This is a genomic window from Chryseobacterium sp. POE27, from assembly GCF_039727685.1.
Taxonomy (GTDB): Bacteria; Bacteroidota; Bacteroidia; order Flavobacteriales; family Weeksellaceae; genus Chryseobacterium.
Window position 1 is genome coordinate 3,202,263 of sequence record NZ_CP152475.1, and the last position, 25,116, is coordinate 3,227,378.

Annotated in this window: 25 protein-coding genes and 1 pseudogene; 19 read left to right on the forward strand and 7 right to left on the reverse strand. The window is 36.2% G+C overall.

Annotated features, from left to right (window positions below; translation table 11 throughout):
- The first annotated feature begins 3 nt into the window (after window positions 1-3).
- The 7 genes from AAHI02_RS15265 to AAHI02_RS15295 all read left to right on the forward strand — a co-directional run bounded on the left by AAHI02_RS15265 (window position 4) and on the right by AAHI02_RS15295 (window position 6,077).
- Window positions 4-1,659, forward strand: a complete 1,656-nt coding sequence (locus tag AAHI02_RS15265; protein WP_346983966.1) for a DUF6443 domain-containing protein — start codon at window positions 4-6, stop codon at window positions 1,657-1,659.
- Window positions 1,583-2,698, forward strand: coding sequence for an RHS repeat-associated core domain-containing protein (locus AAHI02_RS15270; RefSeq protein ID WP_346983967.1), 1,116 nt, complete (start codon window positions 1,583-1,585; stop codon window positions 2,696-2,698). The genes AAHI02_RS15265 and AAHI02_RS15270 overlap by 77 nt, the downstream gene beginning before the upstream one ends.
- On the forward strand, window positions 2,676-3,434 hold the full coding sequence (locus AAHI02_RS15275; protein ID WP_346983968.1) for a hypothetical protein: 759 nt from the start codon (window positions 2,676-2,678) through the stop codon (window positions 3,432-3,434). Before AAHI02_RS15270 ends, AAHI02_RS15275 begins: the two co-directional genes overlap by 23 nt.
- Window positions 3,434-3,709, forward strand: a complete 276-nt coding sequence (locus AAHI02_RS15280) for a hypothetical protein (RefSeq protein WP_346983969.1) — start codon at window positions 3,434-3,436, stop codon at window positions 3,707-3,709. The genes AAHI02_RS15275 and AAHI02_RS15280 overlap by 1 nt, the downstream gene beginning before the upstream one ends.
- A gap of 122 nt (window positions 3,710-3,831) precedes the next feature.
- A complete protein-coding gene (locus AAHI02_RS15285) occupies window positions 3,832-4,143 on the forward strand; it encodes a hypothetical protein (protein WP_346983970.1) in 312 nt (103 codons plus the stop codon).
- A gap of 175 nt (window positions 4,144-4,318) precedes the next feature.
- Entirely contained in the window at window positions 4,319-5,380 is a 1,062-nt protein-coding gene (locus AAHI02_RS15290) for a family 43 glycosylhydrolase (protein WP_346983971.1), read from the forward strand.
- Complete coding sequence (locus AAHI02_RS15295) at window positions 5,370-6,077, forward strand: discoidin domain-containing protein (protein ID WP_346983972.1); 708 nt, start codon at window positions 5,370-5,372, stop codon at window positions 6,075-6,077. Before AAHI02_RS15290 ends, AAHI02_RS15295 begins: the two co-directional genes overlap by 11 nt.
- Before the next feature lie 163 nt (window positions 6,078-6,240).
- On the opposite strand, the gene AAHI02_RS15300 is transcribed toward AAHI02_RS15295, so the two are convergent.
- The 5 genes from AAHI02_RS15300 to AAHI02_RS15320 all read right to left on the reverse strand — a co-directional run bounded on the left by AAHI02_RS15300 (window position 6,241) and on the right by AAHI02_RS15320 (window position 13,289).
- Window positions 6,241-8,505: a TonB-dependent receptor gene (locus AAHI02_RS15300; protein ID WP_346983973.1), complete on the reverse strand. Its 2,265-nt coding sequence runs from the start codon at window positions 8,503-8,505 to the stop codon at window positions 6,241-6,243.
- Between the two features lie 299 nt (window positions 8,506-8,804).
- Window positions 8,805-9,143, reverse strand: coding sequence for a DUF3817 domain-containing protein (locus tag AAHI02_RS15305; protein ID WP_346983974.1), 339 nt, complete (start codon window positions 9,141-9,143; stop codon window positions 8,805-8,807).
- 93 nt (window positions 9,144-9,236) lie between these two features.
- Window positions 9,237-9,821, reverse strand: coding sequence for a nicotinate (nicotinamide) nucleotide adenylyltransferase (gene nadD / locus AAHI02_RS15310; RefSeq protein WP_346983975.1), 585 nt, complete (start codon window positions 9,819-9,821; stop codon window positions 9,237-9,239).
- Window positions 9,822-9,857: 36 nt separating this feature from the next.
- On the reverse strand, window positions 9,858-11,570 hold the full coding sequence (gene recJ, locus AAHI02_RS15315) for a single-stranded-DNA-specific exonuclease RecJ (RefSeq protein ID WP_346983976.1): 1,713 nt from the start codon (window positions 11,568-11,570) through the stop codon (window positions 9,858-9,860).
- 96 nt (window positions 11,571-11,666) lie between these two features.
- Complete coding sequence (locus AAHI02_RS15320; RefSeq protein WP_346983977.1) at window positions 11,667-13,289, reverse strand: ATP-binding cassette domain-containing protein; 1,623 nt, start codon at window positions 13,287-13,289, stop codon at window positions 11,667-11,669.
- 117 nt (window positions 13,290-13,406) lie between these two features.
- Between AAHI02_RS15320 and smpB the strand changes: the two genes are divergently transcribed.
- The 6 genes from smpB to AAHI02_RS15350 all read left to right on the forward strand — a co-directional run bounded on the left by smpB (window position 13,407) and on the right by AAHI02_RS15350 (window position 18,125).
- Complete coding sequence (smpB, locus tag AAHI02_RS15325; RefSeq protein ID WP_076391926.1) at window positions 13,407-13,865, forward strand: SsrA-binding protein SmpB; 459 nt, start codon at window positions 13,407-13,409, stop codon at window positions 13,863-13,865.
- A gap of 77 nt (window positions 13,866-13,942) precedes the next feature.
- Entirely contained in the window at window positions 13,943-15,436 is a 1,494-nt protein-coding gene (locus AAHI02_RS15330) for an OmpA family protein (RefSeq protein WP_346983978.1), read from the forward strand.
- 94 nt (window positions 15,437-15,530) lie between these two features.
- On the forward strand, window positions 15,531-16,271 hold the full coding sequence (locus AAHI02_RS15335; RefSeq protein ID WP_346983979.1) for a YebC/PmpR family DNA-binding transcriptional regulator: 741 nt from the start codon (window positions 15,531-15,533) through the stop codon (window positions 16,269-16,271).
- Window positions 16,272-16,328: 57 nt separating this feature from the next.
- On the forward strand, window positions 16,329-17,156 hold the full coding sequence (locus AAHI02_RS15340) for a UDP-2,3-diacylglucosamine diphosphatase (protein ID WP_346983980.1): 828 nt from the start codon (window positions 16,329-16,331) through the stop codon (window positions 17,154-17,156).
- Entirely contained in the window at window positions 17,153-17,596 is a 444-nt protein-coding gene (locus tag AAHI02_RS15345) for a glycosyltransferase family protein (RefSeq protein ID WP_346983981.1), read from the forward strand. The genes AAHI02_RS15340 and AAHI02_RS15345 overlap by 4 nt, the downstream gene beginning before the upstream one ends.
- Window positions 17,571-18,125, forward strand: coding sequence for a glycosyltransferase family protein (locus AAHI02_RS15350; protein WP_346983982.1), 555 nt, complete (start codon window positions 17,571-17,573; stop codon window positions 18,123-18,125). Before AAHI02_RS15345 ends, AAHI02_RS15350 begins: the two co-directional genes overlap by 26 nt.
- A 339-nt stretch (window positions 18,126-18,464) precedes the next feature.
- On the opposite strand, the pseudogene AAHI02_RS15355 reads toward AAHI02_RS15350, so the two are convergent.
- Window positions 18,465-18,756: pseudogene (locus tag AAHI02_RS15355) on the reverse strand (GNAT family N-acetyltransferase).
- Between the two features lie 134 nt (window positions 18,757-18,890).
- Window positions 18,891-19,640, reverse strand: coding sequence for an RDD family protein (locus AAHI02_RS15360; protein WP_346983983.1), 750 nt, complete (start codon window positions 19,638-19,640; stop codon window positions 18,891-18,893).
- Between the two features lie 27 nt (window positions 19,641-19,667).
- Here AAHI02_RS15360 and AAHI02_RS15365 point away from each other — a divergent pair, with 27 nt between their 5' ends.
- The 6 genes from AAHI02_RS15365 to AAHI02_RS15390 all read left to right on the forward strand — a co-directional run bounded on the left by AAHI02_RS15365 (window position 19,668) and on the right by AAHI02_RS15390 (window position 25,085).
- Window positions 19,668-20,651 carry a stage II sporulation protein M gene (locus AAHI02_RS15365; protein ID WP_346983984.1) on the forward strand — a complete coding sequence of 328 codons (984 nt, stop codon included), beginning with the start codon at window positions 19,668-19,670 and terminating at the stop codon, window positions 20,649-20,651.
- Entirely contained in the window at window positions 20,635-21,597 is a 963-nt protein-coding gene (locus tag AAHI02_RS15370) for a DUF4013 domain-containing protein (RefSeq protein WP_346983985.1), read from the forward strand. Before AAHI02_RS15365 ends, AAHI02_RS15370 begins: the two co-directional genes overlap by 17 nt.
- Window positions 21,590-22,390: a DUF4129 domain-containing protein gene (locus tag AAHI02_RS15375; protein ID WP_346983986.1), complete on the forward strand. Its 801-nt coding sequence runs from the start codon at window positions 21,590-21,592 to the stop codon at window positions 22,388-22,390. The genes AAHI02_RS15370 and AAHI02_RS15375 overlap by 8 nt, the downstream gene beginning before the upstream one ends.
- 8 nt (window positions 22,391-22,398) lie before the next feature.
- Window positions 22,399-23,550, forward strand: coding sequence for a DUF4350 domain-containing protein (locus tag AAHI02_RS15380; RefSeq protein WP_346983987.1), 1,152 nt, complete (start codon window positions 22,399-22,401; stop codon window positions 23,548-23,550).
- Between the two features lie 174 nt (window positions 23,551-23,724).
- On the forward strand, window positions 23,725-24,669 hold the full coding sequence (locus AAHI02_RS15385) for a MoxR family ATPase (RefSeq protein WP_346986626.1): 945 nt from the start codon (window positions 23,725-23,727) through the stop codon (window positions 24,667-24,669).
- A gap of 65 nt (window positions 24,670-24,734) precedes the next feature.
- Window positions 24,735-25,085 carry a four helix bundle protein gene (locus AAHI02_RS15390; protein ID WP_346983988.1) on the forward strand — a complete coding sequence of 117 codons (351 nt, stop codon included), beginning with the start codon at window positions 24,735-24,737 and terminating at the stop codon, window positions 25,083-25,085.
- The last annotated feature ends 31 nt before the right edge of the window (window positions 25,086-25,116 follow it).

Below are 25,116 nucleotides of genomic sequence, written 5' to 3' on the forward strand. Positions count from 1 at the left end.
CCGATGAAAAAAATATTAATTCCTATAGGCGCTTTGCTGTTGTCCGGACTGACGAGTGCCCAGAACCAATCAAGTACAACAGAGAATTATGTCTACAGCAAAACTTATTTAGATTATAATGGAACTACCGCTACCAAAACTTCTGAAACCGTCCAGTATTTCGATGGTTTGGGCAGACCCAAGCAGGTGGTGAATATCAAAGCTTCCCCACAGGGAAAAGATGTGGTGACTCCGATCCTGTACGATGGTTTCGGGAGACAGGTGAGAGACTATTTGCCTATTCCCCAGCAGGGAACACAAAACGGAGCCATTTATACACAAGGATCAGGATTGGTAGATTTTCCTGTTGGTGATCCTACAGGTGTATACACCAATGAAAAAGCCTTCATACATAAGAATCTTGAGAATTCACCTTTGGACAGAATACTTTCACAGGTTCAGCCGGGTACAGCATGGCAGGGAAAATCCGTACAGTTTGGTTATGATGCCAATACTACAGCAGATGAGGTAAAAAAATATGTGACGGTAACCACCTGGGTAAATGGGGCTACCAGTTCACAGATCAGCCAGAGTACAAACTATCTGGCAGCTCAACTTTACAAAAACACAGTAACGGATGAAGACGGCAACCAAACCATCGAATTTAAGAATGGTGAGGGTCAGGTATTGTTAGTCAGAAAAATGCTCAGCGCTACAGAAAAAGCCGATACGTATTATGTGTACAATGAATACAACCAGCTGGCATTCGTTATTCCTCCTTTAGCCTCAAAGACTATCACGCTATCACCCTCCGACTTAGAGAATCTTTGTTACCAATACAGGTACGATGGCAGAAACCGTCTGGTAGAAAAGAAACTTCCCGGAAAAGGTTGGGAGTACATGGTGTATGATAAGCAGGACCGATTGGTTCTTACTAGAGATACCGGGCTGGAAGGTCAGGGCAAATGGCTTTTCACGAAATACGATCAGTTTTCAAGACCCATTTATACCGGTATTTTAGACAGTCCGCCGGGCAGAGCTCAACAGGTGGTTGCTGTAGAAGGAGTAGGTTCCAATAATGAAATAAGAACAGCATCAAGTTTTAACAATACAGGAATGGATGTGTATTATACGACCAATTCGGCCTATCCACAGACTAATTATGTTTTGTTATCTGTCAATTATTACGACACTTATCCAAGTTACAGTTTCAACCCTGCTTTTCCTACAATGATTCTGGGAGAAACAACACTGACGGATACACCAACGGCAGAAGGATTAAGCACCAAAAGCCTTCCGGTCATGAGCCTGGTGAAAAACATTGAAGATAATAACTGGACGAAAAACTACACCTACTACGACAAAAAAGGAAGGACTATCGGAAGTTACTCGATTAATCATTTAGGTGGACGAACAAAAGTAGAATCCAGGCTCGATTTTGCGGGAGTGGTTCAGCAGAGCATTACCACTCACAAACGATTGGATACTGAAACTGACAAAGTCATTACCGAAAACTTCATCTATGATCAGCAAAACAGATTATTGAGCCATACCCATCAGGTGGATAGTAATCCTGTAGAATATTTAGCCCAAAACACATATAATGAGCTTTCGCAGCTTTCCGGGAAGAAAGTCGGGGGGGATATCTCCTTCCACTCCGCTTCAGGATATCAGCTATAATTACAATATCAGAGGCTGGATGACGAAAATTAATGATCCTGCTAATTTGAATGGAAAACTGTTCGGGTATGAAATAAAATACAACAATCCGGAAAACCCAAACACCGCCCCCGCTAGATTCAATGGGAATATTGCGGAGATTGACTGGATGACCGGAACATTTCCTAATGGTACTAAGCGAAGGTATTCCTATCAGTATGATGGGCTCAACAGGCTTTTGCAGGGTGTATATTCACAGCCGGGATCATCAGTCACAGCTAATGATTACTATAATGAGATCCTTAGCTATGATATAAACGGAAACATCAGTACCCTGAAAAGGTTTTCAGCACCAAGTACCGGAGGGACTACTGCAGAGAAGATTGATGATCTGATTTACAATTATACAGGCAATCGGTTGGATATGATTACTCTTCCTACGGGAGTTGTCAACAATCCATCAGGATATAACGCACTACAAAACACCATTAGCTATGATTTGAATGGAAATATGACAATTCACCCGGATAAAGGAATTAGTGCAATTTCCTATAATTATCTCAATCTTCCTTCAAGGATTACAAAAGGGGGTGGAAAAAGCAGCTCCAGGACCAATTATCTGTATAGAGCTGATGGTACAAAAGTCAGAAAAACGTTGAGTACCACAACGACAGACTATCTGGATGGCTTCCAGTATTTTAAAAATGAATCTTCTTTTACATGTGTGGAATGTCCGCCACCGCCTCCGGTGCAGGAACTTCAATTTGTACCAACATCGGAAGGGTATTTTGATTTTGTGAAAAATAAGTATATTTACAACTATGTAGACCATTTGGGAAATACAAGGTTGAGTTATTTCAACAATGGCAGCAGCATAGAAGTTCTTGAGGAAAACAATTATTATCCTTTCGGATTGAAGCATGAAGGATATAATGTGTTGGCTGGAAATTCTGCGTATCAGTATAAGTACAACGGTAAGGAATTGCAGACGGAGACTGGAATGTATGATTATGGTGCAAGGTTCTATATGCCGGATATTGGAAGATGGGGGGGTACATGATCCATTAGGTGAATTACAATTTCATTATAGTCCTTATTCATATGTTTATAATAATCCCATTTTCTTTAACGATCCAACAGGAATGATTGGAGAACCTGGAGAACCCAAATTGGATCCTAATGCGCGAGGAGGAGATAATAATCCTGCGCCTATACAAGAAGTTGTCATAACAGGACATAAAAAAGTTCAATCTACATTTTCTAGTTTTGATTTTAACAAATTAGCAACTATAATGACTCCTATGAGGCCTGCAACTCCTAAAGAATCAGCGATGACTGATGCAAGGTATGGAAAGTGTGGACATAACGATATTGGTTGTGATTTTACTCGGTTGTGGAAACAAATTAAAGATGTTCCAAGTGATTTGGCAGATACAGTGGAAAATATTAAATCTATTGGAGAGAGTGAGGATAAAGAGGAAATGGTTGTTGCAACAGCTATTCTGCTAATTAATGTAAAAAAAGGGAAAATAGGGAATATTGCCAGAATGGGTAACCTTGGAGGGAAATTCTTGAAACTAGCAAAATTGCTTAAATTAAATATAAACAGTCCTACTACAATGAGTATATTGGAAAATGTAGATAATACAGTGCAGGAATTTATATCAACTCATCGAAAAGGTAGCATAAAATCCGTTTTTCCAGCAGAACATTTAAACAGTACGGTGAAAGAAGCTCTACAAAGTGGTAATACAACTGTTCGAAAATTATTGACCGATAGTAGATTTTTAAAATAATGGAAAATAAAAATAAAGAAATAAATGAATTACTTGTAAGATTAAATGAAGAATCATTACAAGACTATAAAATTGTTGATTTTTGGGAAGCTGATACCACAGCAATAGGTATTCAAATAGGAAATAATTTAATATACATATCAACTTTTAATTATGAAAGAACTTATAAATACAATGTTATTATTGAAAAATATGACACTGGAGAAATAATTGAGGAAGAGAAAGAATACATATATAATGAACTAATTGAAATCATTCAAAAAATCAAAAAATAAATTTAACGTATGCTTCTTAAACACTTGTCAATACAAAATAAATGACATTCGAATTTATGGTAATGCAAATGGGTATATTGTTTTTGAAAAAGTAAAAGTTCATTAATATATTTATTTAAAAAATGCTAAAGAGAAATATAGATCTAGAAAATTTATTCAGGCTTTCCTTAGAGTATGTAAATAATATTCTAAAAGATGAGGAAGTTCTATGTGAATTAAAAGAATTTTGTGGAAATGAAAATGTACAATTAGTAAACAAGAGTATTACTTATGTTTTATATGACAAAAATGAGCTATTTAAGAATAGTTATAAGATTGAAGTAAGTATAGATTGTAAAAGGAAAAGCATAGGTTCTTATGTTTTGTATTTGGACGAAGGTAAAAATTTCATTGATGAATTTTTTGTTATAAAACCCGATCTCGCGGATTTGTAATCCTTGAGCAATAATAATAAAGAGAAGCCGCGTCAGTTGTGAGACGGCTTCTTTTCTTTATAAGTTAACAATATTTTTCTGGAGTATCTTACAGCTTCGCAAAATTTTTCTACCACTCAATTAAAGAACCCAAAAAACTTACCTATTTTTGTTTTTAAAGTTAAAACGTATGAAAATGCAGAAGTATCTTCTTTCATTCATGTTTTTGTTGGGTATATTCGGTTTAAAAGCCCAGCAAAAGACATTTTGTAACCCGATCAATATTGATTACGGATATACGCCGTTCGAGGTTTTTTCAAAACAGGGAAAACACCGTGCGACAGCTGATCCGGTGATTGTTAATTTTAAAAATAAACTGTTCCTTTTCTCTACCAATCAGGAAGGATACTGGTACAGCGACGATATGCTCGACTGGAAATTCGTGAAAAGGAAATTTCTGAGAGATAACAAATATATTCATGATCTGAATGCTCCGGCCGTTTGGGCAATGAAGGATACCTTGTATGTTTTCGGGTCGACATGGGAACAGGATTTCCCGATCTGGAAAAGTACCAATCCCACAAAGGATGACTGGAAAATTGCCGTTGACACCCTGAAAGTCGGAGCCTGGGATCCTGCGTTTCATTATGATGAAGATAAAAATAAGCTGTATCTGTATTGGGGTTCCAGTAATGAGTGGCCACTGTTAGGAACAGAAGTGAAAGTGAATACGCTTCAGTCGGAAGGTTTTGTAAAGCCGATTGTAAGATTGAAGCCTGAAGATCACGGCTGGGAAAGATTCGGGGAATACAATGACAATGTTTTTCTTCAGCCTTTCGTAGAAGGAGCATGGATGACCAAGCATAACGGTAAATATTATATGCAGTATGGAGCGCCGGCAACTGAATTCAGCGGTTATTCCGATGGGGTATATGTCAGTGATAAACCATTGGAAGGTTTCGAATATCAGCAGCACAATCCTTTTTCGTATAAGCCGGGAGGCTTTGCCAGAGGAGCGGGACACGGTGCCACTTTTGAGGACAACTATAAAAACTGGTGGCATATTTCCACGATATTTATTTCCACTAAAAATAATTTTGAAAGACGGCTGGGAATCTGGCCTGCAGGGTTTGATAAGGATGATGTGATGTACTGTAATACGGCGTACGGAGATTATCCGACCTATCTTCCGCAATATGCACAGGGAAAGGATTTTTCGAAAGGACTTTTTTGCCGGTTGGATGTTGTTGAATTATAATAAACCGGTTCAGGTATCGTCAACATTGGGAGGCTATCACTCAAATTACGCGGTGGATGAAGATATTAAAACGTATTGGAGTGCCAAAACAGGAAATTCGGGAGAATGGTTTCAGACGGATTTAGGAGAGGTTTCCACCATTAATGCCATTCAGATCAATTATGCTGATCAGGACGTTGAGTTTATGGGTAAAACGCAGGGTAAAATGCATCAGTATAAGATTTACGGTTCTGATGATGGCAAAAAGTGGAAGGTTATTGTAGATAAAAGTAAAAATACTAAAGATGTTCCTCATGATTATGTAGAACTGGAAAAACCGGCCAAAGCAAGATACCTGAAAATGGAAAATCTGAAAATGCCGACCGGAAAATTTGCGTTAAGCGGTTTCAGGGTATTCGGAAAAGGAGCAGGGGCAGTGCCGGGAAAAGTTCAGAATTTTGTTCCGTTGAGATCTGATCCTAAAAAATATGGCGAAAGAAGAAGCATCTGGATGAAGTGGCAACAAAACTCTGATGCCGACGGATACGTAATTTACTGGGGCAAATCTGCTGAGAAATTGTACGGAAGCATCATGGTGTACGGCAAAAATGAATATTTCTTCACCGGAGCCGACAGAACGGATGCCTATTATTTCCAGATCGAAGCATTCAATGCGAACGGAGTTTCGGAACGATCGGAAGTTTTTAAATCAGAATAAAATAGTAAACGCTTTGAAATTTTTCAGAGCGTTTATTTTTTACAGCATAAATGCCATCTGACAGTTAAATTATGAGAGATTTAATTTTACTTAAAAAAAACAAAAACTCACCGGAAAACCGATGAGTTATCACAAAAAATAATCTATATGAAGAATGATTGATTTATCTTGTTCTGTTTTTGATAGCATCAGAAGCACTTTCGATGTCTCTTACTTTTTTCACTTTCTGATTTCCAAAATTGTAGGTAATGCTTACGGTAAGATTTCTTCTGTACTGATCGTTTCTGATATAATTGTAATTTCCATTAGCCTGATAATCTTCGATTTCTACAACGTTTGTTCTTAGTACATCATTTACATTCACGGCAAACGTCCAGTCGTTCCAGTTTTTCTTGATGCTTAGATCCAGGCTCATTAAATTTTTCAAAACTCCAAGCTCGATCTGTTGTTTATCAACATAGAAGAAATTTACTCCTAAAAACCAGGTTTTCTTTTTATCCAGGCGAACGGTGTTGTTGCTGGTTATGATCAAGCTTGTTGATTTTCTGTTGTTGATATAGGTGTCAAAAACTTCGCCTGTGGTAGGGTCTGTGTCCAACATTCCGTTGTTGATGTTGTGCTGAACTCCCGCATTGAAATTCAATGTTAAATATTGTTTGAAAAGCGATTTTTGAACGCCTAACATGGCAGACATCTCCTGTTTGTCTCCGAAATTTGTTCTGATGTACGCCAATCTTACTCTTTCCATATTGTTTTTATCCATGTACGTTTTCTGTAACGGAACTTGAGTGATTTGATCTTTTTCGTAAGTATGGTTTAAAATCAGGAAATATGAATTTTTATACATATACGTCAATTCCTGATTATAAGTTGAAGATGCTTTTACAAAAGGATTATTTTGAGTATAATTGTCCTGTGTGATGATATTTTTCACGGGATTCAGTTCCCAGAAACTTGGTCTTCTCATTCGGCTTGAAAATGAATAAGAGATATTATTCTTGTCATTTATGGCGTAATTTAAGCTTAGATAAGGCAAGAGATTATTGTAATTTCTTTTAATGCTTTGATGTTGTTGCGCCGCTTCTTCATTTGTTGGGCTATCCGCTGTTCCCAAACTGTTTGTGATTTCATATCTTGCTCCAACTTTCCCTGAAAATTTATCGGAGAATTTTTTCTCAAACGTTAAATAAGCTCCATAGATTTTCTCATCATAAATGAAATGATTGAAATCTGGTTTGGGATTTGGTGTTACGTTTTCAGGAGTTCCGTCATCGTTAAATAAATAGGTGAAATTTTTAGTATCGTTATCAGTTTTAGTTGTATTAAAATTTCCACCTATAGAAACGGTAAAATCATTTTTAAATTTTTGGATGTAATCAACTGTTCCTGAAAAATTATTGATAATCTGAGGAATATCCTGGGTGATTGTTTTTATTGGAGTTAAACCTTCATTTAAAGTATTGTTTCTAGAAAACTGGAATCTCTTATAATGAAGATAAGCCGCGTTTACATTGAATTTACTTCCTAAAGAATCTAGTTTTATTTCATAGTTTAAATTAACTGAATTGTTGTAATTTCTGGCATCTTCTTTATTTTTTGTCCAGGTATGGCTCGTCAGAAACTGTCCTTTATGATCAGGATCGGGTTGCACCAAAGTATTATATAAATCAATTGTGGAATTGTAGCTTTTATTTGCCCAAGAATTCCATGAAAGAGCCAAATTACTTTTTTCGGTCAATTGATAGTCAATATTTAAATACCCACCAAGATTTTTATTTGGATCATCAATATTTCCTACAGATTCATTTTTAACGTTTCCAATTCCATTTCTTAAAATATAAGATTGTGGATTGATGTTTTCACCTCCGCTTAAATTGGCGTTGATTCCCAGCTTGTCTTTTCTGTAATTCACTGAGAAACTTGCATTGCTCGCATTATATTTATTTTGAGTATTAGACATTCTCATGTTTCCACTTGTCCCGTCACTCATTTTTTTCTTTAGAATGATGTTAATAATCCCGTCGGAAGATTCTACCTGGTATTCACTGCCCGGTACGGTAATCACTTCAATTTTCTGGATGTTTTCAGCAGGGGTGTTTTTCAGGAATTGTGTTAAAGATTCCGCATCCATATTTGTTTTTCTGCCATTGATGTAGATAAGAGCGTTATTCTTTCCTACAATTTTCAATGTTTTATCGTCAGTAGTCGACAAAAGGGGAGTTTGTTTCAAAAGATCAAACGTTGTATTTCCTTTGGCTACCGGAGAAGCTGCAACATCATACACAAAACGGTCGCTTTGCTTTTTGAAAACCTGTTTGGTTAAAGTTACTCCTTCAATACTTTTTGTTTTTAAAGTGTCCTGTTTTTTTTCCTGAGCGAAAGTAAGCCCACTGAAAAATATAGCTGCAATAAGAATGGTCGTTTTCATGTTTTATTTTTTTGAGAGTTTAATAGCTTGTATTTGTTATTATTTAACATTGCAAAGATATATAATAAATTAAGTATCTTGCAATACAAAGTACTTAAAATGTTTTTAAATATTATTTAACTAGTTGATTTTCAGTAAATAAAATTTTAAATAAAATTTTAGCTTATACTGTCTTTGTTATTTAAATAGACAATTCTGGTCAGAATTCTGTTACATCTTAACCTAAAAAAAATAAAACTTCTGTAAAGTTTTTTAAAATAAAGGACAAAAAAAAGGATCTGAAAAAGATCCTGTATATTTTATTCTCTGTCGAAACGTGCGAGTTTTTTATCAATCCAGATGGTAGCGAAAGGGAAGAAGGCTGCAATCAGCGAAAAGACGCTGTCTTCATCGTCCCAGACAAATATTTTTCTGATCGCTGGCAGAAACAAAAGATAAAGTGTAAAAAACAAACCGTGAATACTGCCAATCGTACTGATATAGACAATAGGGAAGATGTCTTCAGGATTGGTACGGATCCAGATCATCGCCGTAAAAAGGAAGAACCAGGAAACCGCTTCTGCCAGGCAAATGTTCTTGAACCATCTGATCACTTTTTCCTGTGGATATTTTGAGAATAATTTTTCTAAGAAATTCATAATTGTTAATTGATCATTAGAGATAATTCAGAACTAAGACTAAGAAAATTTCCAGTATCCAATTCCATTCATCCGCCTTACACGTCTACAAATTTACTTATAAAAACTGCTTCCGTCCAAATACTCAAAAACTTCCGGTGGCAGCATAGGTCTTACATTTTTTCCGGTTTTGATCATATTCCGGATTTCCGTTGCAGACAGCTCAATAACAGGTGCTTTTATCAAAGAAATATTTTCGTGCTGCAGGTATTCTGAATCTTTTCTATCTCCTTCAAAAACCCTTGGATATACAATAATGTGGTGATTTTTAACCAAAGTTTCAGCATTTTTCCATTTATGAAAATTTTTAAGATTATCTTCTCCCATGATTAAACTGAAAGAATGATCCGGGTATTTTTCATGAAGATAAGTTAATGTATCGATGGTATAACTTGGCTGAGGTAAAGAAAATTCGACATTGGAAGCACGCATTTTCGGATAATTTTTCACCGCGAGCTGCACCATATCAAGACGGTTATGATCTTTCAGCAAAGATTTCTTCTCTTTAAAAGGATTTTGCGGACTTACCACAAACCACAATTCATCCATATCCGAATGTTCCAGAATGTAATTGGCAAGGATCAAATGCCCGATATGAATAGGATTGAATGAACCGAAAAAAAGTCCGATTTTTTTCATTTAAGCTGGTGGATAAATAAAATTTCCTGTATAGTATTAATCTCTAAATTTAACATCTTTAATATTCAGATAGTGGGTCACATTTCCCTTCCAATGATTTTCTTCCAGTGTAAAAACCAGATCGAAGCTTTTCGTTCTGAAATCATCTGCAAACTGACCAAGTTTGAACCCTACACATTCAATATTTCTTCCGGTAGACTCCTGCCTGATATAAAACTTCAGGTGATTATTATCTTTTCCCATAGTCTTAATATATCCTGAAAGCTTTTGGTTGGTGAGCGCCAGGATCGGCTTCATATTGTGTGGCCCGAATGGGCCCAGTTTCCGGTGGAAATTAATAAATTCCCGGTTGATCTCATCAATCTGAATTTCAGAATCAATGGTAATTGAAGGTTCTTTTTGATGCTCTTTGATTTTCTCGGAAACCACTCTTTCAAATTTTTCCTTAAAGGCATCAAATTTATCTTTTTCCATCGACAGTCCTGCTGCTGCGTGATGTCCTCCGAACTTTAAAAAGTACTCGGAACACATATCGAGCGCCTCATGAACATCAAAATCCGAAACGGATCTCGCCGAAGCAACCATTTCTCCATTATTTCCGTCGGTAAAAACCAAAGTTGGTTTGTAATAGGTTTCAATCAGTCTTGAAGCCACAATTCCGATCACTCCTTTGTTCCATTCCGGATGATAAACAATCGTTGTGTATTTTGTTTCCTGCTGAGATTCAATGATTTGGTTTAAAGCTGAAAGGGTAGAATTCATATCAAGTTCTCTTCTTTCATCATTAAGATTCATGATGTCGCTTACAATCTGATGGGCATGCTTCAGATTATCGGAAACCATTAATTCAACGGCGGCTTTTCCATGGGAAATTCTTCCGGCAGCATTGATCTTTGGAGCGATTTCGAAAACAATATTTGAAATTTCAAAATGGGAAAGTTTATCTTCAGGAATGAGTAATCTTAGTCCTAAATTCCGTGTTTTACGGAGTATTTTAAGTCCCATTTTAGCCAAAACCCTGTTTTCGCCGGTCATGGATACAATATCGGCCGCAATGGAAATGGCCAGAAGATCCGTAAGTTCAAATAGTTCCGCTTCGGGGAGTTTGTAGATCGTATTTAAACCCTGACAAAGTTTAAATCCTACTCCGCATCCGGAAAGTTCTTTGAAGGGATAACGGCAATCGCTTCTCTTCGGATCAAGCACTGCAACTGCATTTGGAATTTCTTCACCGGGTAAATGGTGATCGCAAATGATAAAATCAATTCCCAGGTTTTGGGCATAATTAATCATATCCAATGCCTTGATTCCGCAATCCAGGGCAATAATTAAAGAAAATCCGTTTTCTTTGGCAAAATCAATCCCCTCTGTGGAAATTCCGTACCCTTCAGAATTTCTGTCGGGAATATAAAAATCAAGATATTTTTTCTGCACAATTTTGCTGAGATACAGATACATCAGCGCGACGGCTGTAGTTCCGTCTACGTCGTAATCTCCATACACCAGTATTTTTTCTCCGTTTTCAATGGCGTTTGCAATGCGCTCTACCGCTTTCTGCATATCTGCCATCAGGAAAGGATTGTGAATGTCGGTAAGGTTCGGTTTAAAAAATTCTCTGGCCTTTTGATAATTGTCAATTCCTCTAAGAACGAGGAGTTTAGATTCAAAAGTTCCAAAACCAAGAGACGAACTTAATCCATCCACAATTTCTTCATCGGGTTCAGGCTTGTAAATCCATTTTTGACTCATTTCACAAAAATAGGGAAATATATTTTAAAAGGAAAGTTTATTGTTTGGGCTAAATGTTAAAAAAAACCGTTCAGTGGATGAACGGTTTCTAAATATTTAAGAATACATTTTTTCTCTTAATTCTTTTACCTTTTTATCGGCAAGATATTCGTCGTAAGTCATTTCTCTGTCTATGATTCCCTGCGGAGTCAACTCAATGATTCTGTTACAGACTGTGGAAAGCATTTCGTGGTCATGAGAAGACAATAGAATGTTTCCTTTGAAGTTGGACAATGAGTTGTTCAAAGTCGTGATACTTTCAAGGTCTAAGTGGTTGGTCGGTTCATCCAGCAAAAGAATGTTTGCTTTCTGAAGCATCATTCGGCTGAACATACATCTCATTTTTTCGCCTCCGGAAAGTACTTTACAAGATTTTAAGGCTTCATCACCTGAAAAAAGCATTCTTCCTAAAAACCCTCTTACAAATTCTTCATGGCGCTCTTCATCATTTTTGGTGAATTGTCTCAACCAGTCAACCAAGCTTAAATCTTCCTGAAAGAAATTGGTGTTGTCTAAAGGCATATGAGACTGTGTTGTGGTGACTCCCCAGGCAACAGTTCCCTTGTCTGCTTCAGTATTTCCTGCTAGAATTTCAAAAAATTCTGTAATGGCTAATGAGTTTTTAGACAATACCGCAACTTTGTCTCCTTTTTTAAGATTTAAATCGATATTTGAGAACAATAATTCGCCATCTTTCGTTTTTTCTAAACCTTTAACATCTAAAATCTGGTCTCCCGCCTCTCTTTCCATTTCGAAAATGATTGCCGGGTATCTTCTTGAAGATGGTTTAATATCATCGATGTTTAATTTATCGATCATTTTCTTTCTCGCCGTTGCCTGCTTGGCTTTAGCAACGTTTGAGCTGAATCTCGCAATGAAATCCTGAAGTTCTTTCTTCTTCTCTTCCGCTTTTTTATTAGCCTGGGCTCTTTGTCTCGTTGCTAATTGTGACGCCTGGTACCAGAAAGTATAGTTACCTGTATAAAGGTTTAACTTAGCATAATCAAGGTCACCGATATGTGTACATACTGTGTCTAAGAAGTGACGATCGTGAGATACAACGATTACTGTGTTTTCATAATCTGCAAGGAAATCCTCGAGCCATGAAATTGTATCGATGTCAAGGTCATTCGTAGGTTCATCCAGAATCAACACATCAGGATTTCCGAAAAGCGCCTGGGCCAAAAGAACTTTTACTTTGTCTTTGTTTTCAAGCTCGCTCATCATCTGCCAGTGCATATCATCTTTAATACCTACGTTTGAAAGCATTGTCTGCGCATCAGATTCGGCAGTCCAGCCACCCATTTCATCGTAGATTACACCTAGTTCTCCTGCTTTAATTCCGTCTTCGTCAGAGAAGTCTTCTTTCGCATAAAGCGCGTCCATCTCTTCTTTTATCTCGAATAATTTCTTGTTACCTCTCAAAACCGCTTCTAGCACCGTATATTGGTCATAAGCAAAGTGATCCTGCTCCAGAACCGACATTCTTTTCCCAGGTTCCAAAGATACGTGTCCTGTTGTTGGGTCTTGTTTTCCTGTCAATATTTTAAGGAATGTAGACTTTCCTGCACCATTTGCTCCGATAATCCCGTAGCAGTTTCCTTTCGTAAACATAATGTTTACCTCGTCAAAAAGAACTCTTTTCCCGAATTGTAAAGATAAGTTAGATACTGTTAACATATAGTTTTGTAAATTTGGCGCAAAAATACGAAAAGAATTTGGGTATTTCGTAATAATGTAATATTCAAGTTTTTAATGTGGGATATTTTTTATATATTTAAAAAAGAAATTTTTAAGATGAAGATCGAAAAGACAGTTAATATATTTAACAGAAGAGCCAGATTCGAGTACGAAATTCTGGAAGAATATGAGGCAGGAATGGTGCTTACAGGTACGGAAATAAAATCTTTGCGTTCTTCCAAGGCTTCCATCGCAGAATCTTTCTGCCAGTTTATTGATGGGGAACTGTACATTATTAACATGATGATTGATGAGTATAAATTGGGTACATTTTACAACCATAAAACAAAAAGGGAACGGAAATTGCTGTTGCACAAAAAAGAACTTCAGAAACTCGAGAAGAAATTAAAGGATGCAGGAAACACAATTATACCTTTAAAATTATATATTAACGACAGAGGAAAAGCAAAGGTGCTGATTGCCCTTGGAAGAGGGAAAAAACTCTTTGATAAAAGGGAGAGCATTAAAGATAGAGAAAATAAAAGAAACCTCGACAGAATATTAAAGAAAAGTTAAAAATCATCGGAAAAACTTTGTATATAAAGAAAAATTATATTTATTTTGCATTATCAATTATTTAATCATTTAATTCTATGAAAAATCTAAAATTAGGAATTTCAGCATTGGCGCTTACTGTCGCTTCTACTGTGTTCGCTCAGACTACCAACAATCCGTGGTTAATCGGAGTTGGTGCTCACGCGGAAAACCATATGGCACAGAGAACCAACTTCAGTAATACGTTCTCTGCTAATAATTTGACGAAGACAATGTTCAACATGAACAACTTCTCTATTACTCCGCCATTATCTAAGCTTACTGTTGCTAGAAACATAGGTAAAGGTTTAGTAATCGATTGGCAAACTACTGTAGGTAACGTTGAAAACAAGAGATTTAACATGGGTAAAGAATTCATGTTAATGACAGGTCTTGGTTTCCAGGCAAAAGCTGCAGGTCTTTTATGGAATGAAGAATCTTGGTTCGATCCGTATTTAAGAGTAGGTGCTAACTATCTGAGACATGACTACACATCTCTTACTTTCCCTAGAACTGATGCTAACGGTGACGTTATCGGTAACGGTGAAGGTGGTAACGAAAACGGTAAGGCAAACTTCTTTACTGTTGCTACCGGTGCTGGTGTTAACTTCTGGGTTACTAAAAACTTCGGTTTAGGTGTTCAGGGAGATTATGTTTCAACTCCAGGTGACAAATCAGGTGTTGCAAACTTCTGGCAAGCTTCTGCTTCATTAAACTTCAGATTTGGTAACAGAGACAGAGATAAGGACGGTATCCTAGATAAAGACGATTTGTGTCCTGATACACCAGGTTTACCAGAATTTCAGGGATGTCCTGATACTGACGGTGACGGAGTTCCAGATAAAGACGATCAATGTCCAGATGTGGCAGGTCCGGTTGAAAACAACGGATGCCCTTGGCCAGATACTGATGGTGACGGTGTAATCGATAAAGATGATGCTTGTCCTACAGTTGCAGGTCCTGCAGAAAATAACGGATGTCCTTGGCCAGATACTGACGGCGATGGAATCTTAGATAAAGATGATGCTTGTCCTACAGTTCCAGGTCTTCCAGAATACAACGGATGTCCTAAACCTAAAACTGTAACAGCTAAAGATGTTGAAACTAAATTAGGAAGTGTATTCTTCGATTTCAACAAAGCAACTATTAAAGCTGAATCTAAACCAGCTCTAGATGAAGCTGCTGAAATCATTAAGAAAGATGGAGGTAACTATCTACTAGAAGGTAGAACAGATGCTAAAGGATCTGAAGCTTACAACTTGAAATTATCTAGAGAAAGAGCTGCTGCTGTAGTTGCTGCTTTAGATGCAAGAGGTGTAGATGCTAATGCTCTTAAATCTATCGGTGTTGGTAAAGCTAAAGCTACTATCCCTGCTACCGCTTCTGATGCAGAAAGACAAGTAGACAGAAAAGTAGTTGTAACTGCCATTGAAGATGCTGCTCAGTGGGAATCTCTTAAGAAAAGAGACTACGAAGATCCAGCTCCAGTAAAAGTTAAAAAAGCTGCTGCTAAAAAAACTACTAAGAAAAAAGTAGTTAAAAAGAAAAAATAATTAAATTTTTCTAAATATAAATACCTCCAGTCTTCTGGGGGGTATTTTTTTTTTGTTGACTTTTAAGTAATTTTGTTAAAAATTTAAAAATAAAATGGGAAGAGCGTTTGAATATAGAAAAGCTTCTAAAATGGCCAGATGGGATAAGATGGCCAAAACTTTCTCTAAAATAGGAAAGGATATTGCGCTGGCAGTAAAAGCCGGTGGATCAGATCCTGAAGCCAATCCTGCATTGAGGAGATGTATCCAGAATGCAAAAGGAGCTAACATGCCAAAAGATAATGTTGAAAGAGCTATTAAAAAAGCTAGCGGTGCAGATGCTGAAAACTACGAAGAAATTACTTACGAAGGATATGGACAAGGCGGAGTTGCTTTTTTTGTTGAATGTACAACAAATAATCCTACAAGAACTGTTGCCAACGTAAGAGCTGTTTTTAACAAGTTTGACGGTAACCTTGGTAAAAATGGTGAGCTCGCATTTATATTCGACAGAAAAGGTATTTTTACCATCGATTTAGCCCAAATCAAAATGGATTGGGATGATTTTGAAATGGAAATGATTGACGGAGGTGCGGAAGATGTGGAAAAAGATGAGGAAGAAGTAATGATTACAACGGCTTTTGAAGATTTTGGTTCTTTATCTCACAAACTGGACGAGTTAGGAATTGAAGCGAAAAGCGCAGAACTTCAAAGAATTCCGAATAATACAAAAGAAGTGAATGAAGAGCAGTTTAAAGCTAATATGAAAATGCTTGAGCGTTTCGAAGATGATGATGACGTACAAAACGTTTATCACAACATGGAAATTACAGAAGAGATGATGGAAACGCTGTAAAAAATAATATAACATTCATATACAGTTAATTTTCAATTAGTTTCTTTGCATAAGATTATGAAAAGAAACGTTGAATTAGTTGTCATATCGGATGTTCATTTGGGAACTTATGGATGTAAGGCTAAAGAGTTACTGAGATATCTTAATTCTGTTCAGCCTGAAACTTTAGTCTTGAACGGTGATATCATTGATATCTGGCAATTCAAAAAGTCTTACTTTCCTAAGCCTCATCTGAAGGTGATCAGGAAGATCCTTTCATTGGCGACAAAAAATACCGATGTGTACTACATCACTGGAAACCATGACGAGATGTTCCGGAAGTTTACCGACTTCGAATTGGGTAAGCTGAAAGTCTGCAACAAAATCTGCTTAGATATTAACGATAAAAAAACATGGATTTTCCATGGTGACGTTTTCGATGCATCTGTTCAGCATTCAAAATGGATTGCCAAACTCGGCGGAAAAGGATATGATCTTTTAATTGTTATCAATAATGTTGTAAATTGGTTTCTGGAGAAAATGGGTAGGGAAAAATATTCGTTTTCAAAAAAGATTAAAAATAATGTGAAAAAAGCCGTAAAATATATCGGTGATTTTGAACTTACCGCTTCTGAACTGGCTATCGACAATCATTATGACTATGTAATTTGTGGACACATCCATCAGCCACAAATCCGTGAAGTAGTTAATAAAAAAGGTTCCTGTACTTATCTGAATTCAGGAGACTGGATCGAAAATCTTTCCGCTCTGGAATATCATGATAAAGAATGGAAAATCTTTTATTATGAAGATCACAAACATTTGCTGAAAGACGACACAACAGATGAAATCAAAGATATTGACAGCGAGGAGCTTTTAAAAATAGTAACCAATTTTACGAAATGAAAATCCTGTATGCATTTCAGGGAACAGGAAATGGTCATGTAGCGCGAGCACAGGAAATTGTTCCCCTTTTAAAAAAATATGCTTCAGTCGAGACTTTGATAAGTGGTCACCAGTCACAATTAAAGGCCGATTTTGATGTTAATTATCAACATAAAGGTATTTCCTTACTCTATAATAAAGCAGGCGGCTTATCCTATCGGAAAACATTTACGGATAATAGTTTTATTGAAGCAATTAAGACCATTAATGAAATTGAGCTTTCAAAATATGATCTGATCATTAATGATTACGAACCACTTACCGGCTGGGCATGTAAAATGAGAAAATACCCGATGATTGAACTGAGTCACCAGGCTTCTATGCTATTCAAAGAAACTCCTAAGCCGGAAAAGAGAGACTTTTTTTGGAGAATTGGTGCTGAAATATTATGTTCCCAGTAAAAGAAGAATTGGTTTTCATTTTGAAAGTTATCATCCGCAGATCAAAAAGCCTGTTATCAGAAGAAAAATCAGAAATCTAAATCCAAACAAAAAAGGTTTTTATCTGGTATATCTTCCAAGTTTTTCAGATGAAAATATCATTAAAGTTTTAAAGCAAATTCCTGTTAAGTGGAAAGTTTTTTCAAAATATTCTAAACTTCAGTTTAGAGAAAATAATGTTGAGGTTTTTCCTATTGATGAATTTCAGTATCTGCAGGCATTTGAAAACTGTGAAGGGATTCTCTGTAACGCAGGTTTTGAAAGTCCTGCGGAAGCACTATTTATGGATAAAAAGCTGTTTGTCATTCCGATCCATAACCAGTATGAGCAGGAATGTAATGCCTGCGCTTTAGATAAAATGGGAATTCCGAATTCTAAGATTTTAGATAAAACAGAAATTGAAAACTGGGTAAATTCTGATCTTTATTTTCATGTAGATTATCCTGACGACATTGAAAGCATACTATTGAATGAGGTCTTGCATTTTTAGTTTATCTCTTAAGGGTTTGATATTGTAAAAGATAAATAACTATCTTTACGTTATTGAAAGCCAATATTTTATTACCACCAAAAAATTATTAAATGAAAAAAATCAGAAATCGAAAAATTTAAGGCTCTGTCTAAAAATGAATTGAAAAATCTGTATGCAGGAGATAAAAATTCTCCATGTGTGATCTCATGTTGTGATCCAAAGCTGCCACCGTGCGGATTTGTGAATTGTAATGGAGTACAATGTCCTGGAATACCAACTGTTCCGAAATAAATCGTATTAAATCAAAAAAAGACCGCTAAAAACGGTCTTTGTTAATCTATAGGGAATTAAATATTCTTATTTATTCAAAAAAATATCATCAACATCATTCATTCTCGTCATCACAGATCTGGCGTAAGAGCAGTGAGGATAAACTTTCCAGTTGTTTTCTCTTGCGAATTTTATGGCTTCTTCTACGAGATATTTTCCCATTCCGCGACCTTCAAATTCAGGATGAACCAATACAAATGAAATAATTAATTTATTTTCTTCGGGAAAAATCGTGTACGTTAACCTGCCTACTTCTTTAATTTCATTATTTAAAGTAATGACTCCCCCCGTTTCCTGATTTATTATTTTCAAATTTCATATCATAAGTTTTAATGACCATAAAACTACAAAAACCACACCGAGATGGTGAATTGTCAATTCGTTTTCGTTCGTCAATTTAAGATTGAATTAATTCACCATTCATTGGCAAAGCCCAATAGATAATTGACTCAATTAATTATCTTTCCCGGTATAATAATTATAATCTTTAATAATAACGCCTATAAACTGTCTTTCTGTCATTTTGGTAGGGTCGACTTCCAGTTTCAGGATGCTTTTGATTTTATCTGACAGTTTATTGATGATTTGCCGGTCATCTACTCTTAAAGCTTTTAAATAATTATCTTTTATGATTCTCATATCATTATCACTCAGTGCGATAACCTGAGGGAATGTCGGGATATAATCTTCTTTAATATTTTCTAGAATAGTGTGAGAAATATCGATTTTATTCTTTAAAGAAATGACCGCCGTTCCTGATGCAATATCTCCCAAACGTTGGTTGTTTTTAGAAACAATCATAGAAACCAGGGCAACTACTCCCGCAAAAGAGGTGTCAATAATTCTGAAAACCCAGCGAATGAGATAATCTCCGAATCCAGCCTGATAACCGTCGATCTTTACCACCCGGATTTTCATTACTTTCTTTCCCGGAGTCTGCCCTTCCATAAGGCTTTCAAGAACGACCGGATAAACGAATATAGGGAAAAGAAGGATAATATAGATGGCCATTATCGACCATTGATCCATACCGGAAAACAGATAACCAAGGTCGAGTATATTGAAAAAAGTATAAAGCACAGCAATTCCGTATGCTATTTTTATCATCAGATCAATAATAAACGCAACGATCCGGTCTCCAACACTGGCAATGTTGAAATTAATATTTACATTTTGTGAAGTATTAATCGCAATTTGAGACATAATTTTTATTATTTTAGCCTTACAGTTATGAGAGAAGTTTATTTTATTAAACAAAATAAAGAAAAATGGTTGGGAATCGAACAGGTTATCCAGGGGAAAATTAAAAAAAATCCTGATGACCTGTCATCGCTGTACATTAATCTTATCAATGACCTTTCTTTTGCACAGACCTATTACCCGAAAAGTAACACGACAGTCTACCTGAATCATCTGTCTTCACAGATCTTTCAGAAAATTTACAAAACAAAAAGGGTTGAGGAAAACCGCCTTCTGTATTTCTTCAAAACGGAGGTTCCGCTGCTGGTTTATCAGTATAGAAGATATCTTGGATATGCCTTTTTGTTTTTTACACTATTTACGCTTATCGGGGTACTTTCGGCGATCTATGATAAAGATTTCGCCAATGTTATTTTAGGAGAAGGATACGTTAATCAGACGATTGAAAATATAAAATCAGGAAATGCGGTCGGCATATACCAAAGTGGTTCGACCTGGGGAAGTACGATCGGAATTATATTCAACAATATCGGAGTTGGAGCCAAACTTTATATTTATGGAATTTTCGGCGGTGTGGGTACGTTATGGGCGCTTTTATCAAACAGTGTGATGCTTGGTTCATTTCAATACTTTTTTTATGATTACGGAGCATTGCAGGACAGCGCGAGAGGGATCTGGCTTCATGGCGTTTTCGAAATATTTTCCATGGTAGTAGAAGCGATGTGCGGATTGATCCTGGGAGCATCTATTTTATTTCCGCGTACGTTTTCAAGGTTTAATTCTTTTAAGTACGGATTTAAAGATTCATTTAAAATATTCTTAAGTACAGTGCCATTTACCATTTGTGCCGGAATTATCGAAGGATATGTCACAAGACACGCGTTGAAAATGCCTTTATTTTTAAACTTAATCATTATCTTCGGATCTTTGTTCGTAATAGGATTTTACTATTGCATATATCCTTCTATTGTCAACAGAAAAATTAATACCCAAATCCATGATGCAGTTTTATAAAAAGAGAGATTTTGGAACTTTCATAACAGATAGTTTTGCATTTTTCAAATTATACGGAAAGAATTACTTTAAAAATTTTTTACTTCTCAACGGCTTGCTGTTGATTCTTATGGTCATTGTCATAGTCTTCGGTTACAAGGAGTTTTTCGGAGTTATTTTCGGGTCTAATATCAGCGGACAAAGCTATTATTTTGAACAGTTTTTCAATGATAATCTCGGAGTATTTATTATTTCGGGAATAGTACTGTTTATACTTTCTACAGCACTGATCACTATCAATTTCCTATTTCCGGTTTTCTACATGAGAAGAATTGCCGAAGGGGAAATCAATATTAAAGCAGATGACATTTTAAGTGATTTTAAGTCAAACAGAAAGAAAGTTATCGCAACCTATTTCGGATTGACTTTCCTGGTGCTGCCGGGCGCAACCATTATTTTCGGAATTTCATACATCCTTATTTTCATTATCATAGGGCTTGCGCTGATGCTTTTTGTCGGGCCTACGTTATTCAATATTATTACATTTCTCTGCTATGATTATTTTAATGGCAAGAGAGGCTTTTTTGAATCACTGAGTTATGCTGTACGTTCACAATTTTCATATACGAACGGCAGAGAAAAATCTCCATACTGGAAATATTGGGGAGGGACGCTTATCATGGCAATTTTGTTTTATATCGTAAGTATATTTTTCTCTTCAATTCCGATGATTCTGTTCTTTATAAAACTTTCTACCACTGCTCCTGATGCACAATTTGAGAATAATCCGTTTGTGGGAAGTTTCGGAATGTTATTTTTTATTCTATACGGGATTTCTTCAATTATTTCAACCTTGCTGATGAACGTTCTGTATATCAATTCGGGATTAATGTATTACGACAGCCGTACAGACCTTCATCAAAAAGTGGAACTGGCAGAAATAGATACCATCGGAATTAATGAATAAGTTTTTTTTAATTTTACTGATTCTTATCTCTGCAGGCCCTATTAATGCGCAGACACAGGACGATCCGCCGCCACCGGTCGCGGAAGTTTATATCGATTCTCTGAATACGGGACACTACAAAAATATGTACCGTGCAGATTCTGTTCTGCTGCAAAAGCCCGTTACTGAAAATACACTTTACCCTAAAAAATTTAAAGACAATATTCAGTCGAGATACAAAGGGAAAGATTTTGACTATACAACAGTAAAACCGCGATTGTCTTTGTGGCAAAAGCTCATGGCTAAGATTGCAAAAATCCTGAACAGCATTTTTGGAGAAACTGTGTTCACAAAGTCCGGCAATATTGCTGGAATTCTCGTGCGTTTATTTGCGATCATCCTGGTCGGTTTTCTGCTTTATTTTATCATTAAATATCTTATCGGAAAAGATGGAAACTTCCTGTTTGGAAAGAAAAATAAAAAGGTAAATATCAAAGATGAGGAGCTTCATGAAAACATCCATGAAATCAATTTTCCTGAGAGCATCCTGAAATTTGAAAAATCCGGAGATTTCCGTTCTGCGGTGCGGTACCAGTTTTTGTTTGTATTAAAAAAATTAAGCGATAAAAAACTGATTATTTGGAATCCCGAAAAAACCAATAAAGATTATGTTGCAGAATTGAAATCTGCGCCTCTCAAGGACGAATTTTTTAATCTGTCATACATTTTTGATTATGTATGGTACGGAGAATTCAATATTTCTGAGGAAAGCTACCAGAAATTTAAAACCCAGTATCAATCCTTTAAACCGTAACTTTTATCATGAATAAAACTTTCAAAATATATGCTGTGATTTTCATCGTTGTGATGATTATTCTGGCGTTGTTTGAAGTGAACAAAACGGAAAGTACGGACTGGAGAAAAAATTTCGATATCAATCAGAAGTCTCCTTTCGGATTGTTTGTTTTTAACAGGGAAATCAATACGCTTTTTAAAAATAAGGTTAAAAAAATAGAACAAACGCCGTACGATTATTATCAGTCTGAAAAGAAAATCCATAACATTCTTGTCATAGAACAAGAGATTGACAAGCAGTCATGGAATAAAATTCTCGATGAGGTTTCAAAAGGATCGGATGCGATGCTGATTGCGAGTGAAATGCCGAAAGATATTTCAGACAGCATAGGCTTTTATGATTCACAGATTTCTTTTGAAGACGAAAATGTTTTAAAGCTTACGGATAAAACGTATCAGAATGATTTTATTCATCTCGATAAATTTCCGTCAGGAAGAGGTTTTACCTATATAAAAAAAGGGGTTGAGGTGTTAGGTAAAACGGTTGAGAAGAATAATTCCGATCAGGCTAATTTTATTAAAATTACATTCGGAAAAGGAAACATTTATGTTCATTGCGAACCGCTTTTTGTCACGAATTATTATCTTTTAAAACGTGGAAACGTAAAATATGCACAGGATGTTTTTTCATACCTGAAGGATCAGGAAACCGTCTGGTTTGTAGAAAGTGATGCAAAAGTTTCACAGTTTTTCCTGAGGTTTATCCTATCTCATCCGGCCCTGAAATATGCATGGTGGATATTGCTGGGTGGGCTTGTGCTATTTATTTTCTTTAATGCGAAAAGGAAACAGCGCATCGTACCGATTATAGAACCGTTAAAAAATACGTCTGTCGACTTTGTGAAAAGCATCGGTAATCTGTATCTGCAGGAAGGTGATTTTCATGATATGATGGCCAAAAAAGCTCAGTATTTTCTGAATAAAGTGAGAATGGATCTTCTGATTGATACCCAGAATCTGGACGAAGAATTTGCAAAAAAGCTTCATCTAAAAACAGGAAAACCGGTTGAAATGATCGCCGAAGCTCTGGGTCTGATCAAAAAAGCACAGGATCCTTACGCGCAGGTGATGAAAGAAGATCTTGCAAAAATGAATAAATTGCTGGACGAAATAATTTAAAAAATATAACAATCTAAAAATATAACAATGTACCAATTCTCTTGATTGATAAATTGGTACATCGGTAAATTGTTAAATTATATTATATGGAAAACTTTGAAAACCCAAATATAGAAGATCAGTCTTCTATACATCTTGATAAAAAAAGAAGATCAGTTTCAGTCGAGAATTGATATGATTGAGCTTCGTACAAGTCTTGATAAGGTAAAATCTGAAATTGCCAAAGTGATTGTAGGGCAGGAGAGTATGGTAGATCATCTTCTGGCTGCACTCCTGTCAAACGGACATGTTCTTATTGAAGGCGTTCCGGGAGTGGCAAAGACGATTACTGCAAAATTGCTGGCAAAAACTATTGATGTAGGCTTCAGCAGAATTCAGTTTACGCCGGATCTTATGCCTTCCGATATTTTGGGAACTTCTGTTTTCAACGTAAAAAATTCTGAATTTGAATTTAAGAAAGGTCCTATTTTCTCAAGCTTTATCTTAATTGATGAGATCAACAGGTCTCCTGCAAAAACGCAGGCTGCATTATTCGAGGTAATGGAGGAAAGACAAATTACGATGGATGGTACACGTTACACGATGGATGAGCCTTTCCTGGTTGTTGCTACCCAAAACCCAATTGAACACGAAGGGACGTACAGGCTTCCGGAAGCTCAGCTGGATCGTTTTCTGTTTAAAATAAACGTTGGTTACCCTGATCTGGCACAGGAAATTTCGATTATTAAAAATCAGCACGAAAGCAGGAATGAAGATAAAACAGAGGTTGTGAACCGTGTAATCACTGCGCAGCAATTGAAGAATTATCAGCAGCTTGTAAAAGAAATCATTGTAGAGGCCCAGTTGATGGAATATATTGCCAAGATCATTGTCAATACCAGGGAGAACCAATTCCTGTATCTCGGAGCTTCTCCGCGGGCGAGTCTTGCGTTATTAACCGCTTCTAAAGCTTTTGCTGCATTAAGAGGAAGAGATTTTGTAACTCCTGAAGATATTAAAGAAGCAAGCTACGCCGTATTAAGACACCGAGTGATCGTGTCGCCGGAAAGAGAAATGGAGGGTCTTACCGCCGATGAAATTATCAGACAGATTTTAGAAGGAATAGAAATTCCAAGATAGCTAGCAGATGATAGGTTGCAGATAAAAAGGTTGCAGTTTAAAGATTTAAGTTTTACATTTTCAATATGGCTAATTTTAAAGAGCTTTTAGTTTGGCAGAAATCAATAGATCTTGTGACGGAAATTTACAAGGCAACATATACTTTTCCAAAAGATGAAACATTCGGCTTACAATCTCAGATTAGAAGGGCTTCTGTTTCGATTCCATCTAATATTGCTGAAGGGAATTCAAGAAGAAGCAAGCCAGATTATTTGCAATTTTTAAAAATAGCAAGGGGAAGTTGCGCTGAAGTTGAAACACAGTTAATTATTTCCAGAAATCTTAATTTCTTAAATCCAGAAATCTATTTAAAATTAAATCAGGATATTATTGAAATTTCTAAGATGTTGAATGGACTAATTAACTCCTTAAAATAAAGGAAAATGTAAACTAATTATACGGCTACCT